The sequence below is a fragment of the Fulvimarina pelagi HTCC2506 genome (genome assembly GCF_000153705.1).
In the GTDB taxonomy this organism is placed as follows: domain Bacteria; phylum Pseudomonadota; class Alphaproteobacteria; order Rhizobiales; family Rhizobiaceae; genus Fulvimarina; species Fulvimarina pelagi.
The window spans coordinates 1,572,262-1,586,057 of record NZ_DS022272.1 but is presented as its reverse complement, the minus strand read 5'-3'; the positions used below and the strand labels follow the sequence as shown (position 1 = coordinate 1,586,057).

Here is a 13,796-nt window from a genome sequence, read left to right as displayed (position 1 = left end):
GTTAATTCTTGCGGCCCAGCGCCTCGCGCAGTTCGGAGAGCCAGAGGTCGGCGCGTCCATCGGACGGTGCGCGCCAGTCGCCGCGGGGGGACAGGCTGCCACCGGCCGAGACCTTCGGGCCGTTCGGCAAAGCCGAGCGCTTGAACTGCGAGGTCTGGAAGAAGCGGAACAGGAATTTCTCCAGCCAGTCCGCGATCGTCTCCAGATCGTACGCGTTTTTCTTCGCCTCCGGAAAGCCGATCGGCCAGCGGCCCTCGGACGTCGAGCGCCAGGCGTGATAGGCGAGGAAGGCAACCTTCGACGGCGGCAGGCCGTAGCGAAGCGTGTGGAAGAGGAAGAAATCGTTGAGCTCGTAGGGGCCGATCTTCTCTTCCGTGCTTTGGAGACCGCCTGCTGCATCCGGTGGCACGAGTTCGGGCGAGATTTCCGTGTCGAGGATGGCGTTGAGCACGGTGTCAGTCTCGGGATCGAACTGGCCGGAACTGACGCACCAGCGAATGAGATACTGGATCAAGGTCTTCGGTACGCCAGTGTTCACGGCGTAGTGACTCATCTGGTCGCCGACGCCATAGGTGCACCAGCCGAGGGCGAGCTCGGAGAGGTCGCCCGTGCCGATGACGAAGCCACCGCGCTGATTGGCGAGACGGAAGAGATAGTCGGTCCGCAGGCCGGCCTGCACGTTCTCGAAGGTGATGTCGTAGACCGGCTCGCCGTCCGAAAACGGGTGCCCCATGTCGGCGAAAAGCTGGCGGGCGGCGGGACGGATGTCGATTTCTTCGGCCGTGACCCCGATGGCGCGCATCAGCGCCCAAGCGTTGGACTTCGTGGAGTCGCCCGTCGCGAAACCCGGCATGGTGAAGGCGAGGATCTTTTCGCGCGATACGCCCATGCGGTCGCAGGCCTTGGCTGCGACGATGAGGGCATGGGTGGAATCGAGCCCGCCCGAGATGCCGATCACCATCATTTCGCCCGGCGTCGCCTTGTAGCGGGTGATCAAACCCTCGACCTGGATATTGAACGCCTCGTAGCAATCCTGATCGAGCTTTTCGGCATCGTTCGGTACGAAGGGGAAGCGGCGGACGGGGCGCTTGAGATCGGTGACGGCGACGCCCGGGCGGTGCTCGAACGCGATCCTGCGGAAGCGGCTTTCCGGCTTGCCGCGCTGGACGGCGGCATCGTGGAAGGTCGGCATGCGCAGGCGTTCCTGGCGGATGCGGCCAGTGTCGATATCCGAATAGACGAGGGCGTTCTCGTGCGAGAAGCGCGCGGATTCGGCCATCAGATCGCCGAGCTCGTAGATGCCGCCCTGACCGTCCCAGGCGAGGTCGGTCGTGCTCTCCCCGTGGCCGGCCGCGGAATAGATGTAGGCCGCGAGGCAGCGCATCGATTGGGACGCCGAGAGGAGATGGCGCTCCCGGCTCTTCCCGATGGTGATGTTGGAGGCCGAGAGATTGCAGAGGATCGTGCCGCCGGCGAGCGCTCCGTCGATCGAAGGCGGGGAGGGGCTCCAATAGTCCTCGCAGATCTCGACGTGCACTGTGAAGCTAGGCATGTTTTCGGCGGCGAAGAGGAGATCGGGGCCGAATGGGACGGACGTTCCGGCAAGCGCGATGGTCTGCCCTTCGGTGCCGGCGCCGGAAGCAAACCAGCGCTTTTCGTAATATTCGCGATAGTTCGGCAGATAGGTCTTCGGGACGACGCCGAGGATCGTGCCGCGGTGGATCGCGACGGCGGTATTGTAAAGACTGCCAGATCGCTCGACGATCGCACCCACAAGCAGAAGAGGCCCGAGCTCGCGGGTCGCTTCGGCTAGCGATGCAATCTCCTGAGCCGTCCGTGCGACCAGTGCCGCTTGAAGATGCAGGTCGTCGTTGGCGTAGCCGGAGAGGCAGAGTTCGGGATAGACGACAAGATCGGCGCCGGCTTCGGATGCTTCGCGGGCCTGGGCCTGTATGGCCGTTGCATTGAAGGCGGGATCGGCGTTGCGAACCGTGGGGGTTGCGACCGCCACACGCACGAAGCCGTGGGTGTGGATATCGAAGAATGCGCCGGGAACGGCGCCATATTGCGTTTCGGTCATGCCGCTCGGCCGAGTCCCGCGTTTTGGTCCACCGGTCAGGATATAGCAGTGCCGACCGGATTCTGCGAAGGGAATGGGGAATTGCCTTCATGCGAAACTGTGCCAGCCTTAACGGGTACAGTGCCGGGAAGGATTTCGACATGGCGATGCGCGACAAGTTTCCAGATCTCCCGCCGATCTGGGCGGCCGGCTTCTTCGTCGCCGAATGGGTCGCGGCGAGCGTTCTGCCGATCGTGACCTTCGGGGCTCCTCTGACGGCGGCGCTCGGCGCGATCTTCGCCTTTGCGGGCTTTGCCATCGCTATCTGGGCTGCGATCTGGTTCGGCCGCAAAAAGACCGCGATAGAGCCTGGCGAAACGCCGACGGCGCTCATTGTCGAGGGACCTTTCCGGATCAATCGCAACCCAATCTATACCGGGATGGCGCTGGTCCTCATCGGTGTTGCATTGTGGCTCGGGGGGCTGAGTTCGCTTCTGATCGCGCTCAGTTTTCCATCCGTCATCACCACCCGCTTCGTTCGGGACGAAGAGGCGAGACTGCGCAAGGCGTTCGGCGCGGAGGCCGAGCGCTATTTTGCGAAGTCGCGGCGCTGGTGAAGAGCGTCAGAGTACGAAGGGTCCGCCGACCGCGGCGAGTGCGACGACCAATATGGGTGGCGCATTCCATACGTTAAGGAAGACGAACAGGCAGGCAGCGAGAGCGAAGCTCGGCAGGCCAAGTATCGCGCTGGTGAAGACCGGATCGTAAAGCGCGGCGGCGAGAATGCCGACGACGGCAGCGTTCGCGCCGGCAAGGGCCGAGCGCATGCGCGACGACGATGAGACCGAGTCCCAGAAGGGGAGGATACCGATCAGCAGCAGTACGCCCGGCATGAAGAGCACGACGAGAGCAAGGCCGCCCCAAATCGGCCCGCCAGCCTGCGTGCCGAGGTACGCAGCGAAGGTGAAGAGCGGGCCGGGAACGGCCTGGGCTGCGCCGTATCCGGCGAGGAAAGTGTCTCTCGTGACGAAACCTGGTGCGACGGTCTCTGCACTGAGGAGTGGCAGCACAACATGGCCACCACCGAAGACGAGCGCGCCCGCCCGATAAATTCCGGCGAGAAAATCGGTGAGCGGCCCGAAGCTCTCAAGGAACGGAGCCATGAGTAGGAGTACGGCGAAGAGGCCGAGGGAGGCGAGGGCGATCGGCTCAGGAATGCGGATTGGCGGAAGGCCGGCCTCGTTATGCTTGTCGTTCGAGAGGGCGAGGATTCCGGCGACGCCGCCGGCGACGATCGCCGCGATCTGGCCCGCCGCACCGGGCAAAAGCGCGAGGACCGCGATAGCGAGAACGGCGATCGATGCGCGCCTTGGTTCGGGGGTCAGCGTTTTTGCCATACCGAAGAGCGCGTGTGCGACGACGGCGACCGCCGCGATCTTGAGCCCACCGATGATCTCCGCACCGATCCCCTCCGTCACCATTCCTGCGCCGAGCGCAAAAAGCATCAGCGCGATGGCGGAGGGAAGGGTGAAGGCCGTCCAGGCGAGGAGCGCGCCGAGGAAGCCGCCCCGCAGGAGGCCAATCGCGAAGCCCACCTGGCTGGAAGCGGGTCCGGGCAGGAACTGGCAGAGCGCGAGAAGATCGGCATAGGCGGTATCGGTCAGCCACCTGCGTCGATTAACGAATTCCTCGCGGAAATAACCGATATGAGCGATCGGGCCGCCGAAGGCGGTAAAGCCGAGCTTCAGAAAGGCCGATAAAATTTCACGATGGCGATGCGGTTCGTCGCTTCTCGGATCGGCCAGGTCGGTCACGCACGCTCCGTACTGCGAAATCGCGCGACGAAAGGTATCGATCGTCAGTCGCCGCGCATTCGGGTTCGATGTCTGTCAGCCGAAGATGACGGGCGCACGACAGCACGTCCAGAGCGCTCAGCGGCGGCCGCGGGGCGGAGTCACGTCCTTGATCGGTCGACCCATGTCGACGTCCTCGGCGAAATGGTGCTCCCCGAAATGATCGGCGATCATGTCGAAGTTCCTTTTGTTAGCCTTGAAGAAGACGTCGAACACGTCGCCGACAACGGGAATCGTGCCGAGCCCTGCGTCGATGCCGACATTCGCGAGCATGCGCGCGATCTTGGAACCCGGCATGCCGAGCCGGCGCGCCTCGTTGACCATCCAGAGCGAGATGAGTGCGCCGCCCGCATCGCCGACCCCGGGCAGCAGGCCGACAATGGAGTCGCCACCAAAGCGGATGCCGGTGCCCGGAATACGGATCGCCGTATCCATCAGGCGCGCAACCTTGCCCAGCCGCTTCAATCGGCGAATTCGATCGGGGTCGTAGATATCGTCGGCCTGAGCCATGTCGGGGGCGAACCTCGCAGAACTGTGATCGGGCATCGATATGGGAACGCTGCGATAGTTCTCCAAGCGTTGACGTTTGCAGCGGTTGCCGTGGCCTCCCTCGGGCTGATTGAGGTGAAGGAGCGGTGTTCGGCGTCGCGGAAATCCGCCTCCCGTCTTTCTTTGGCCGGCCGAAGCAGCAATGCTGGGCGAATCGTTATGGAAGGAGACGGGCGGCGGAATGGAACATGCGGCAGACACAGCGCACGCGACGGGACTGACTGAGATCGCCTTCGTCATCGTGATGGCGGTGTCGATCGGAATGATCTTGATGCGGCTGAAGCAGCCGCCACTCGTCGGCTTCATTCTGGCGGGTGCGCTGCTCGGACCATCCGGCCTCGGCTTCATCTCGACCTCGAACGAGAACATCACGATGCTGGCCGAGATGGGCGTCCTGATGCTTCTGTTCTTCATCGGCATGGAGCTGTCGCTCAAGGCATTCGTCGCATCGCTCAAGCCCGCGGTCTTGATAGCTGGCGGTCAGTTGCTCGCGGCGATGGCGATCTCCTTTGGGCTCATGGCGATTTCGGAGGCGACGCTTCCCGAGGCAATCATCCTCGGTTTCATCATCGCGCTGTCCTCGACCGTCGTGGCCATGAAGATGCTTGAGGATATCGGCGAACTGCGTTCGGAGCCGGGGCGGATCGCCGTTGCGGTGCTCATCGCTCAGGATCTCGCGGTCGTTCCGATGTTGATCATTGCGACGTCGCTCGGCGGGGAGGGGATGGACGGGGCAGGCTGGGTCGGCCTCACCATCAAGATTTCGATATCCGTTGCGGTTCTCGTCTGGCTGCTCTGGTATCTCGGCAGCCGGCCGAAACTGAAGCCCGGTTTCGCAAATGCGATGGAAAAGAACGTCGAGATGCTGGCGCTCGGTGCGCTAGCCTTCTGTTTCGGCGCGGCGGCGATTTCGGGCTTTGCCGGCCTGTCTCCGGCTTATGGCGCCTTCATCGCGGGTCTCGTGGTCGGCGCTTCGACCCTGCGTTCGCCGATCATTCACGTGGTCGAGCCGATCCAGGCGATCCTTCTGGTGGTGTTCTTCCTGTCGATCGGTCTTCTGATCGACATCCAGTATATCCTGCGCGAATGGGTACTGGTTCTCGTGGCGAGCATCTTCGTGATCATCGCCAAGACAGTTTGGAACGTCACGCTGATCCGGCTCGCCGGCCTGCCGCACAAGACGGCCATGGAGGCCGGCCTCTCCATGGCGCAGATCGGCGAATTTTCTTTCGTGCTCGCTGCAGCGGCGTTCGCGTCGCAGGCGATCGGTGCGGATGTCTACCGTCTGGCGCTTGCCGTGACGGCGGTCTCGTTGCTCGTCTCACCTGCCTGGATGGCTATGACGCGGGTGATCGAAGGCGAGGCGCGGTTCGGCTATGCCGAGTTCCGGCAGGCTCTGGCCGAGCTCTATGAGGATCAGGTGGAGAACGTGGAGGACGCAGGCCAGGCGATCCGCGTGCGCCGCAGAGCGTTGAGGCGAGCATTCAATCGGCGTCGACAGGCGAAAGTCGACGCGAAGCGCGCGGGGAATGCAGGGAACGCAGGCGGCGAGCAAAAGGCCGAAACCGGGCTGCCGGCGGAATAGACATTTCATTGCCGGAAACTGAGAAAGGCGCGGGGGTTGGGAGTACCCCACGCCTCTCTCGTGTCGCCTTTATCCGGTCTGCTGATCCGGCAGCCTCAGGCGCCGGTGTGGTGGCGCTTCCAGCGTTCCCAATCCGCGCGCGTGCCGGCGAAGACGTTCTTGTCGACGCCGCCGCGGATGCCAGGAACCGAACCGCGCTCGGTGTATTGCCAGAAACGGAATTTGCGGCGCTCGTAGACATTGTCCGGATGATCGGCGACCGCGCGTGCCCAAATCTCGTGGGAGTTGGTCGCGTCGACCCAGCGGTCGCGGTGCACGTCGATCGGAATGTAGAGAACGGGCCGCTGGCCGTAATGGGCTTCAAGCTTGTTCGCCATCGCCATTACCTCACGGATCAGTTCCTCACGGGGCGGGCGCTTGGTGCAGGTCGGCGAGAAGGGCGTCCATTCGACGTCGATGACCGGTGGCAGCGCGGAGGGATCCTTCGGCACGTTGCGGATGAACCAGGCTGCTTGTTCGACCCCCGGTCGGCAATGGTACCAGAAATGATAGGCCCCGCGCGGGACTCCGGCGCGCTTGGCCTCGCGCCAATTTTCCAGGAAGCGGCTATCGAGGATGTCGCCGCCTTCCGTGGATTTGAGATAGGCGAATTCGATGCCGCCGTTGCGCACGGCGTTCCAGTCGATCTCGCCTTGGTATTTCGACACGTCGATACCGTGCACAGGATAGTCCGACGGCTTATCGCCCTTGAACTCGCTGAGCTGAATGCCGGGATAGCCAAGTCCAAGGGACTGATTGCTGAGCGGCGTCGAGGAACTGCAGGCTGAGAGCCCCAGCGCAAGGGCGCAACCAAGGAACGCAGCTCCGAAAGTTCCGAGTTTACGACGTTCAGCCGGTTTCTCGCGCGCAGGCATTGCCTTCGATGCAGCCATGAATTCCCCCAAAATCTTCCCCTGCGTTCAGCGTCGTCCAGAAAAAGGCGAAATTATTGCAGGGAAGCCCCGCTCGCATACTTGGCTGTCGCGAGCCTTTTGAAACGGAGCGGGTGGAACATACGGGCCACACCCTGTCGCGGAAGGAATTGAGTTTCGGGCTGAGGTCTGAGCCTGTAAGGTGGAAGCCTGGAACGGGTGACCAAGGCTCGACCGAACGGACGCGAGGGGCCAATCGCGCTATGAGCATCTTTTATCGGCTGAGCGAGCTTTTTCAAGTTCTCGGCACGACCGGGCGGGCGACGATCGACTCGATCGTCGAGGCAATACGCACCGCCTGGGGGGGTGATGCGGAGACCCGTCAGCGCGTTGCATTCTCAGTGGCCATTATCGCTCTCTCAGCGAAGATGGCGAAAGCCGACGGGGTCGTGACCATGGCGGAGGTAGAGGCGTTCCAAGAGATCCTCGAAATACCGCCAGAGGAAACCCAGCACGTTTTTCGGCTTTACGACATCGCAAAGCGGGATACTGCCGGGTACGAGCATTACGCCCGGCGTCTGCGTGAATTCTGTTCCGGAGGATCGGACGAATGTCCGCTGATGACGGACGTTCTCGACGCACTGTTCCACATCGCCAAGGCGGATGGGCTCATCCACGAGCGCGAGCTGGAATTCCTCTCCGAGATCGCCGCGATCTTCGGACTGTCGGAGCGATCTTTCGAGCGGATGAAGTTCCGCCATATCGAAGGGCCGAACGATCCTTACGCGGTTCTCGGCATCGATCCGGGCAGCAGCCGGCAGGAAACCCGCAAGCGCTATCTGAGCCTGGTTCGGGAGAACCATCCCGATCAGCTCCAGGCAAGGGGCGTGCCTGAGGAATTTCTGTTCATCGCCTCCGAACGGATGAAGGCGATCAACACTGCCTATGAGCAGATTGCTGGAAAGACCGCTGCGTGACACCCGATAGCCATCTCGTTGGAGAGGTGAGACCTTCGCCCAACTACAACCGGCGGCAGGGTGGGAGCAGGCCGTCGATCCTGCTCCTCCACTATACGGGGATGGGGACCGGCGATCAGGCTCTCGACTGGCTCTGCAACCCGGACAGCGAAGTTTCGGCCCACTATCTGGTTCACGAAGATGGTCGGATCGTTCAACTCGTCGCGGAGGTGAACCGGGCCTGGCACGCCGGAGAAGGAAGCTGGCGTGGACGACGAGACGTCAATTCCTCTGCGATCGGCGTCGAGATCGTCAATGCGGGGCATTCGGGGGGCCTGCCGCCTTACCCGGAAGGCCAGATCGACATCGTCGCCGAACTCTGCCGCGATATTGTAAGGCGGAACGCCATCCAGCCGGAATTCGTGCTGGCGCATTCGGACATCGCTCCAGACCGCAAGGAAGACCCCGGAGAGCATTTCCCGTGGGATCGGCTGCACGCCGCAGGTATCGGCCATCGTGTCGAGCCTGCCCCGATAAAGGGCGGGCGTTTCTTCGGACCTGGCGACGAGGGCGAGCCTGTCTCCGCCTTCCAGGCAATGCTGGCAGCCTACGGCTATGGCGTTCCGATCAGTGGTTCATTCTGCGAGGCGACACGGCTCGCGACGATCGCCTTCCAACGGCATTTCCGGCCGAAGAAGGTCGACGGCATTGCAGACATGTCGACGATCGAGACCCTTCACCGGCTTATCGGGGCGCTGGAGCGCTCGCCTTTCGAAAGAGAAGCCGTCGCTGCAGTGTAAGCTTCGACACTTGCTGAATCATCCGTTTGACATCCGTCCCGACAGACGGCAGATGCGGAAGCGTCAGCTGGCTGGGCGGCCGCTCCCGTCATGAGCCGAAAGGCGGCGGGAGAGGAAAGTCCGGGCTCCACGGAGAAACGGTGCCGGATAACCTCCGGCGAGGGAAACCTCAGGGAAAGCGCCACAGAAAACAGACCGCCCCGCCTTCAGTTCGGCCGAGAGCCATGGGAACGCATGGGCGATAGCCGGCCGCACTGATGGCGGGGTAAGGGTGAAACGGTGGGGTAAGAGCCCACCGCGTCTTCGGTAACGAAGGCGGCACGGCAAGCCCCACCGGGAGCAAGACCGAATAGGGACGGCGCGGATGGCGCAAGCCTTCCATCAGCTCCGGGACAGCCGTCCGGGTGGGTTGCTCGAGGCGTTCCGCAAGGAACGTCCCAGAGGAATGGTCGCCGCGCATGCGCCTTGACGGGTTCATGCGTACAGAACCCGGCTTACAGGCCGGCTGACGCTCCCCTTCGGCGAGAAGCCTGCGGACGCCGGTATCGTAAAGGACAGCAGCGAGAGTCGTGGCGGGCCGTGCGCAATGAGGAGACGTTTGAGCCGAGGCGCGGCGCCTATCCGCGTATGACCGCGAAGCGAAAAGCCCTCGGGTCTCCCTTTCAGGTGAGAAGGTCGTAAAGCCACATTCCGGTGAAGGACCAGAATAAAGCAAGCAGAGCGGTGATCGACCACCAGACAAGTACCCGCCGCATATCGAAAGGTCGGTCCCATGGAGGACGGTTGTCGTTGAACGGCAAACGCATAATGGACTTTCCCGTCAGTCGGTTCGTCCCTCCGACTTCGATGAAACCACTACGGCTCGAATGCGGCGAAGTTTCAATCCCGTCAGGATGACTGACTTTCAGGGTTAATTTCGGTTCGGTGGTACCGGCCGGTCTGCGGACCGAGTCCGTCCATTCGTGTCGAAGCGGGTCAGAATGTTAGGTCCATGACAAAGTCCCGAAAGGTTATTAGTCGGCTGCCGAGATGCGTGGAAGCATCTTGCGCCACACCTTTCGCGGGGGTTGCCGCTGCGAAAGCGCAACACCTCCAGCAGCTGCATAGATCTCTCGTCCGGGTATGATTTTGTCAATGTTAACGGGACTTTAACCATTGTGGCGGCATCTTCGACAACACCTGCACGAAGCGGGTGTGGCATGCCTCTCACCATTGACGCCCATGGGGGCCCATGATATCCCCTGAGCCATCTTCCGAAGGGTCTAGTCGGCCCATTTTCGAGCATCCCGCTGACGCAGAAATTCGACTGCGTCCGATCCGGTGCGGCGGTTCCGTGCGCATCGCTGGAGAGGCTGTGTCTTGCGTCAGTGCGAAACCAGAGGAGCTTTCGATGAGCGCCGAGCCGCAGGCCAGGGGGCGAGCCTCGTCTGATGGACCGGTTTCTCTCTCACTTCACTCACGGCGTCGACACCAAGGGGCGCATATCCGTTCCAGCAGCCTATCGGCAGGTGCTTGCGTCTCGCGGCATTCGCGACCTTTTCACGATGCGGGATCTCTACCTGCCGGTGATGAACATCGGTGGCTCGGAACTGATGAGTCATTTCGAATCGAAAATGGAGACGCTGGATCCGTTTTCTCAGGAGTATCAGGAGCTTGCGATCCTCGCCTATGGCGATGGAACCTATCTCAAGACAGACTCGGAAGGGCGCATCGTGATCAACGATCTCATTCGCGACCACACCGGGATCACCGACAAGGCGACATTCGTCGGTGTCGGCAAGATGTTTCAGCTGTGGCGGCCGGAGGACTTCGAGGAAAAGCTCGCGGCGCTGCGCGAACGGCAGTCGCAGCCGAGGGCTGCCGGTACGAGGTCGGCGGGAACGGCGGAACGATGACGGGTCATGGCGAGCCCACAAGCTCGACCATTGGCGGACTGACCCCTCACGTTCCCGTCCTTCTCGCCGAAGTTATCGAGGCGCTTGCGCCGAATGCGGGCGAAACCATCGTCGACGGCACCTTCGGTGCCGGCGGGTACACGCGGGCGATCCTCGGCGCAGGGGCCGAGGTGATCGCGATCGACCGCGATCCGACGGCGATCGAGACGGCGCGGGCGCTTGCAGGAGAGAGCAATGGGCGGCTGACGCCGGTCGCCGGCCGGTTCGGCGCGATGGGCTCGCTCCTCTCCGACCGGCAGGGCGCGATCGACGGGATCGTCCTCGATGTCGGCGTTTCCTCCATGCAGATCGACAAGGCGGAGCGGGGCTTTTCCTTCCAGAAGGACGGTCCGCTCGACATGCGCATGGGAAATCATGGGGCGACGGCGGCCGACGTCGTAAACACACTCTCCGTCGGCGATCTCGCACGCATCTTCAACTTTCTCGGCGACGAGCGTCACGCCGGCCGGGCTGCGAGGGCGATCGTTGCGCGGCGCGAGGCGAAGCCATTTGTCCGCACGCTCGATCTCGCCGGTGTGGTCGGCAAGGCGGTGGGCCGCGGCAAACACGAAAAGATCGATCCGGCGACCCGCTGTTTTCAGGCGCTGCGGATCTTCGTCAACGACGAACTAGGCGAACTCGCCCGAGCATTGGTCGCGGCCGAAGGGCTGCTGAAGCCGGGCGGCCGGCTCGTCGTCGTCTCGTTTCATTCGTTGGAAGACCGCATCGTCAAGCGGTTCTTCCTCGATCGCGCCGGCACACAGGGCGGCTCTCGCCACCTGCCGGACGTCATGCCCGAAGTGCCGACGTTCTCGGCCCGCAACAAGGCGGTTGCCGCCAGCGAGCGCGAGGCTGCGGACAATCCGCGTGCCCGCTCGGCCAAGCTCCGCTTCGGTACAAGGCTCGAGGCCGCGCCCCGGAGCGGCGACCTCGCCTTTGCTTCATTGCCCGATCTTGCAGACCTGTCGAGGATTTGACCCTACCATGATGAGAACCCTGGACATCCTCTCGATCGTCGCGCTCATCAGCGCCGCATCCTGGACGTTTCACGTCAAGCACGATGCCGATCTCGTCGAGACCGAGATCCGTAAGATGGAACGCAAGATCGCGGCCGAGAAGGAGACGATCGCCATCCTCTCAGCCGACTGGACGCTGCTGAATCAGCCCGGTCGTTTGCAGTCGCTGAGCGAGACCTATGCAGATGAGCTGAAGCTGGTCACCGTTCGGCCCGATCAGATAGTCGCCGAGCACCAGCTGCCGGCACCGCCGGAGCCGAAGGCACCGGATACCGATGAAATCGGCGCCGAGCTTGTCGCCTCGAACGACGTGGTCGGTCGCTAATGGCCCGTCCGCGCTTTCTCCTGCCCGATCTCGTAGCGCGTAAGCAGCAGACGCCCGCAACGCCGAGGCGTTTCGACCGATTATCGGCTGTGCCAGGGAACAAGAGCCGTTTCGTCATCGCGATCATGCTCTTCATCGGCGTCTATGCCGTTATCGGGGCGAGGCTCGTGACTTGGGGAACGGTGCCGAACGAGCGCATCACAGCGTTTCGCGCCGCCGATCAGATCATGGCCTCGCGCCCCGATCTCGTCGACCGGAATGGTCAGGTGCTAGCGACAGATATCAAGGTCGCGTCGCTTTTCGCCGAGCCGAAGAAGATCGTGGACGCAAACGAAGCGAGCGAGCTTCTGCTCTCGGTCCTGCCTGATCTCGAACCGAAATGGCTCTACGACAATCTGTCGAGCGATGCGGGCTTCCTTTGGCTGCGGCGTGAGCTGACACCAAGCCAGCAGCAGGCGATCCTCGATCTCGGCGTACCGGGTATTGGCTTCCGAACCGAGAAGAAGCGCTTCTATCCCGGTGGCCCGACCGCGGGCTTCGTCACCGGCCATGTCAATGTCGACAATCAGGGTATTGCCGGCATGGAGAAGTATCTCGACGACCAGGGTTATCTGGCACTCCAGAATTCGGGTCTCGCAATCGATGCCGAGATGGAGCCGGTCGCGCTCTCGATCGATCTGCGCGTCCAGCATATTCTGCGGGACGAACTCGCTGCCGCGATGACTCGCTATCGCTCGATCGCGGCCGGCGGTGTGGTTCTCGACGTGAAGACGGGCGAAGTCATCGCTATGACCTCGTTGCCGGACTACGATCCCAACGATCCGAAGCAGGCGCTCGAGAAAGACCGGATGAACCGGACCTCCGCCGGGCTTTTCGAGATGGGTTCGACCTTCAAGGCCTTTACCAGCGCCATGGCGCTGGATTCGGGCGAAGCCAACCTCCAATCACGCTTCGACGCGTCGAAGCCGATCTATATCGGCGGACACCGTATTTCGGACTTCCACGGGAAGCATCGGGTGCTGACACTCGAAGAGGTGTTCATCTACTCCTCGAATATTGGTTCGGCCAAAGAGGCCGAGATCGTCGGCATCCAGGGACACCAGGATTTCCTGACCCGCATGGGGCTTCTCACGAAGCTGCCGACCGAGTTGCCGGAGGTGGCGACGCCCACCCAACCGAAGGAGTGGAAGCAGGTCAATTCGATCACGATCTCCTACGGCCATGGCGTTTCGACGACGCCGCTGCAAACGGCGGTTGCTGCCGCTGCGCTGGTTAATGGAGGGGTATGGATCCCGCCGACTTTCATGCCGCGCGGCGAAGACGATGCCATGGTGTTGGCAAAGCAGGTGGTCTCGCCGAAGACGAGCGCCGACATGCGGCACCTTTTCCGGCTCAACGTTGAGGATCAACGCGGCTCGGGCAACTATGCCGAGATCGACGGCTACGGGGTGGGTGGCAAGACCGGGACCGCGAACAAGGTGGAAAACGGGCGCTATTCCAACACCAAGAAGTTCAACGCTTTTCTTTCCGCCTTCCCCATGGACGATCCGCGCTATGTCGTTCTCGTCTTCATCGACGAGCCGAAGCCGGAGCCCGGCAAATACTACGCAACGGCCGGCATGAATGCCGCGCCTACCGTCGGCAACGTCATACGCCGGGCCGCCGCGCTCCTGAAGGTCAAGCCTGATCTCGGGCCGACCGGAGAGACGCTGCTCGTCTCCTACTGAGGATTGCGCGCGGTAGGATGGCGATCTCGCCCTATTCCCGCCGCGCGAGTTTGAAATCCCGGTTTGCGCAACACCCTTGTT

Annotated in this window: 12 protein-coding genes and 1 other RNA gene; 9 read left to right on the top strand and 4 right to left on the bottom strand. The window is 62.5% G+C overall.

Features of this window, described 5'->3' with window-relative positions; translation table 11 throughout:
• Position 1 precedes the first annotated feature (1 nt).
• Positions 2-2,080, bottom strand: coding sequence for an NAD(+) synthase (locus FP2506_RS07445; RefSeq protein WP_007066819.1), 2,079 nt, complete (start codon positions 2,078-2,080; stop codon positions 2-4).
• Positions 2,081-2,220: 140 nt separating this feature from the next.
• Between FP2506_RS07445 and FP2506_RS07440 the strand changes: the two genes are divergently transcribed.
• Complete coding sequence (locus FP2506_RS07440) at positions 2,221-2,676, top strand: methyltransferase family protein (RefSeq protein WP_007066818.1); 456 nt, start codon at positions 2,221-2,223, stop codon at positions 2,674-2,676.
• A 6-nt stretch (positions 2,677-2,682) separates the two neighbouring features.
• Here the strand turns inward: FP2506_RS07440 and chrA are convergent, their stop codons facing one another.
• Entirely contained in the window at positions 2,683-3,873 is a 1,191-nt protein-coding gene (chrA, locus tag FP2506_RS07435; protein WP_007066817.1) for a chromate efflux transporter, read from the bottom strand.
• A 117-nt stretch (positions 3,874-3,990) separates the two neighbouring features.
• A complete protein-coding gene (locus FP2506_RS07430) occupies positions 3,991-4,422 on the bottom strand; it encodes a DUF4112 domain-containing protein (RefSeq protein ID WP_007066816.1) in 432 nt (143 codons plus the stop codon).
• A gap of 220 nt (positions 4,423-4,642) precedes the next feature.
• On the opposite strand from FP2506_RS07430, the gene FP2506_RS07425 reads away from it, so the two are divergent.
• Positions 4,643-6,046, top strand: coding sequence for a cation:proton antiporter (locus tag FP2506_RS07425; RefSeq protein WP_050765133.1), 1,404 nt, complete (start codon positions 4,643-4,645; stop codon positions 6,044-6,046).
• A gap of 95 nt (positions 6,047-6,141) precedes the next feature.
• Here the strand turns inward: FP2506_RS07425 and FP2506_RS07420 are convergent, their stop codons facing one another.
• Entirely contained in the window at positions 6,142-6,978 is an 837-nt protein-coding gene (locus FP2506_RS07420) for a glycoside hydrolase family 25 protein (protein WP_244404142.1), read from the bottom strand.
• 242 nt (positions 6,979-7,220) lie between these two features.
• Between FP2506_RS07420 and FP2506_RS07415 the strand changes: the two genes are divergently transcribed.
• From FP2506_RS07415 to FP2506_RS07390, 7 genes are all read left to right on the top strand, one after another.
• Positions 7,221-7,934 carry a J domain-containing protein gene (locus FP2506_RS07415; RefSeq protein WP_007066813.1) on the top strand — a complete coding sequence of 238 codons (714 nt, stop codon included), beginning with the start codon at positions 7,221-7,223 and terminating at the stop codon, positions 7,932-7,934.
• On the top strand, positions 7,931-8,713 hold the full coding sequence (locus tag FP2506_RS07410) for an N-acetylmuramoyl-L-alanine amidase (RefSeq protein ID WP_040489006.1): 783 nt from the start codon (positions 7,931-7,933) through the stop codon (positions 8,711-8,713). The genes FP2506_RS07415 and FP2506_RS07410 overlap by 4 nt, the downstream gene beginning before the upstream one ends.
• Before the next feature lie 63 nt (positions 8,714-8,776).
• Positions 8,777-9,226: RNase P RNA component class A (gene rnpB, locus FP2506_RS18200), an RNA gene on the top strand.
• A 917-nt stretch (positions 9,227-10,143) separates the two neighbouring features.
• A complete protein-coding gene (gene mraZ, locus FP2506_RS07405; protein WP_007066810.1) occupies positions 10,144-10,608 on the top strand; it encodes a division/cell wall cluster transcriptional repressor MraZ in 465 nt (154 codons plus the stop codon).
• Positions 10,605-11,624, top strand: coding sequence for a 16S rRNA (cytosine(1402)-N(4))-methyltransferase RsmH (gene rsmH, locus FP2506_RS07400; protein ID WP_007066809.1), 1,020 nt, complete (start codon positions 10,605-10,607; stop codon positions 11,622-11,624). Before mraZ ends, rsmH begins: the two co-directional genes overlap by 4 nt.
• 7 nt (positions 11,625-11,631) lie before the next feature.
• Positions 11,632-11,988 carry a cell division protein FtsL gene (ftsL, locus tag FP2506_RS07395; protein WP_007066808.1) on the top strand — a complete coding sequence of 119 codons (357 nt, stop codon included), beginning with the start codon at positions 11,632-11,634 and terminating at the stop codon, positions 11,986-11,988.
• Entirely contained in the window at positions 11,988-13,715 is a 1,728-nt protein-coding gene (locus FP2506_RS07390) for a peptidoglycan D,D-transpeptidase FtsI family protein (RefSeq protein ID WP_007066807.1), read from the top strand. The genes ftsL and FP2506_RS07390 overlap by 1 nt, the downstream gene beginning before the upstream one ends.
• Positions 13,716-13,796: the final 81 nt, after the last annotated feature.

Coding starts and splice junctions, on each gene's coding strand:
- FP2506_RS07420 (WP_244404142.1), bottom strand. CDS start 6,978: ATGGCTGCATCGAAGGCAATGCCTGCGCGCGAGAAACCGGCTGAACGT.
- FP2506_RS07430 (WP_007066816.1), bottom strand. CDS start 4,422: ATGGCTCAGGCCGACGATATCTACGACCCCGATCGAATTCGCCGATTG.
- FP2506_RS07425 (WP_050765133.1), top strand. CDS start 4,643: ATGGAACATGCGGCAGACACAGCGCACGCGACGGGACTGACTGAGATC.
- FP2506_RS07440 (WP_007066818.1), top strand. CDS start 2,221: ATGGCGATGCGCGACAAGTTTCCAGATCTCCCGCCGATCTGGGCGGCC.
- FP2506_RS07390 (WP_007066807.1), top strand. CDS start 11,988: ATGGCCCGTCCGCGCTTTCTCCTGCCCGATCTCGTAGCGCGTAAGCAG.
- mraZ (WP_007066810.1), top strand. CDS start 10,144: ATGGACCGGTTTCTCTCTCACTTCACTCACGGCGTCGACACCAAGGGG.
- FP2506_RS07415 (WP_007066813.1), top strand. CDS start 7,221: ATGAGCATCTTTTATCGGCTGAGCGAGCTTTTTCAAGTTCTCGGCACG.
- rsmH (WP_007066809.1), top strand. CDS start 10,605: ATGACGGGTCATGGCGAGCCCACAAGCTCGACCATTGGCGGACTGACC.
- ftsL (WP_007066808.1), top strand. CDS start 11,632: ATGATGAGAACCCTGGACATCCTCTCGATCGTCGCGCTCATCAGCGCC.
- FP2506_RS07445 (WP_007066819.1), bottom strand. CDS start 2,080: ATGACCGAAACGCAATATGGCGCCGTTCCCGGCGCATTCTTCGATATC.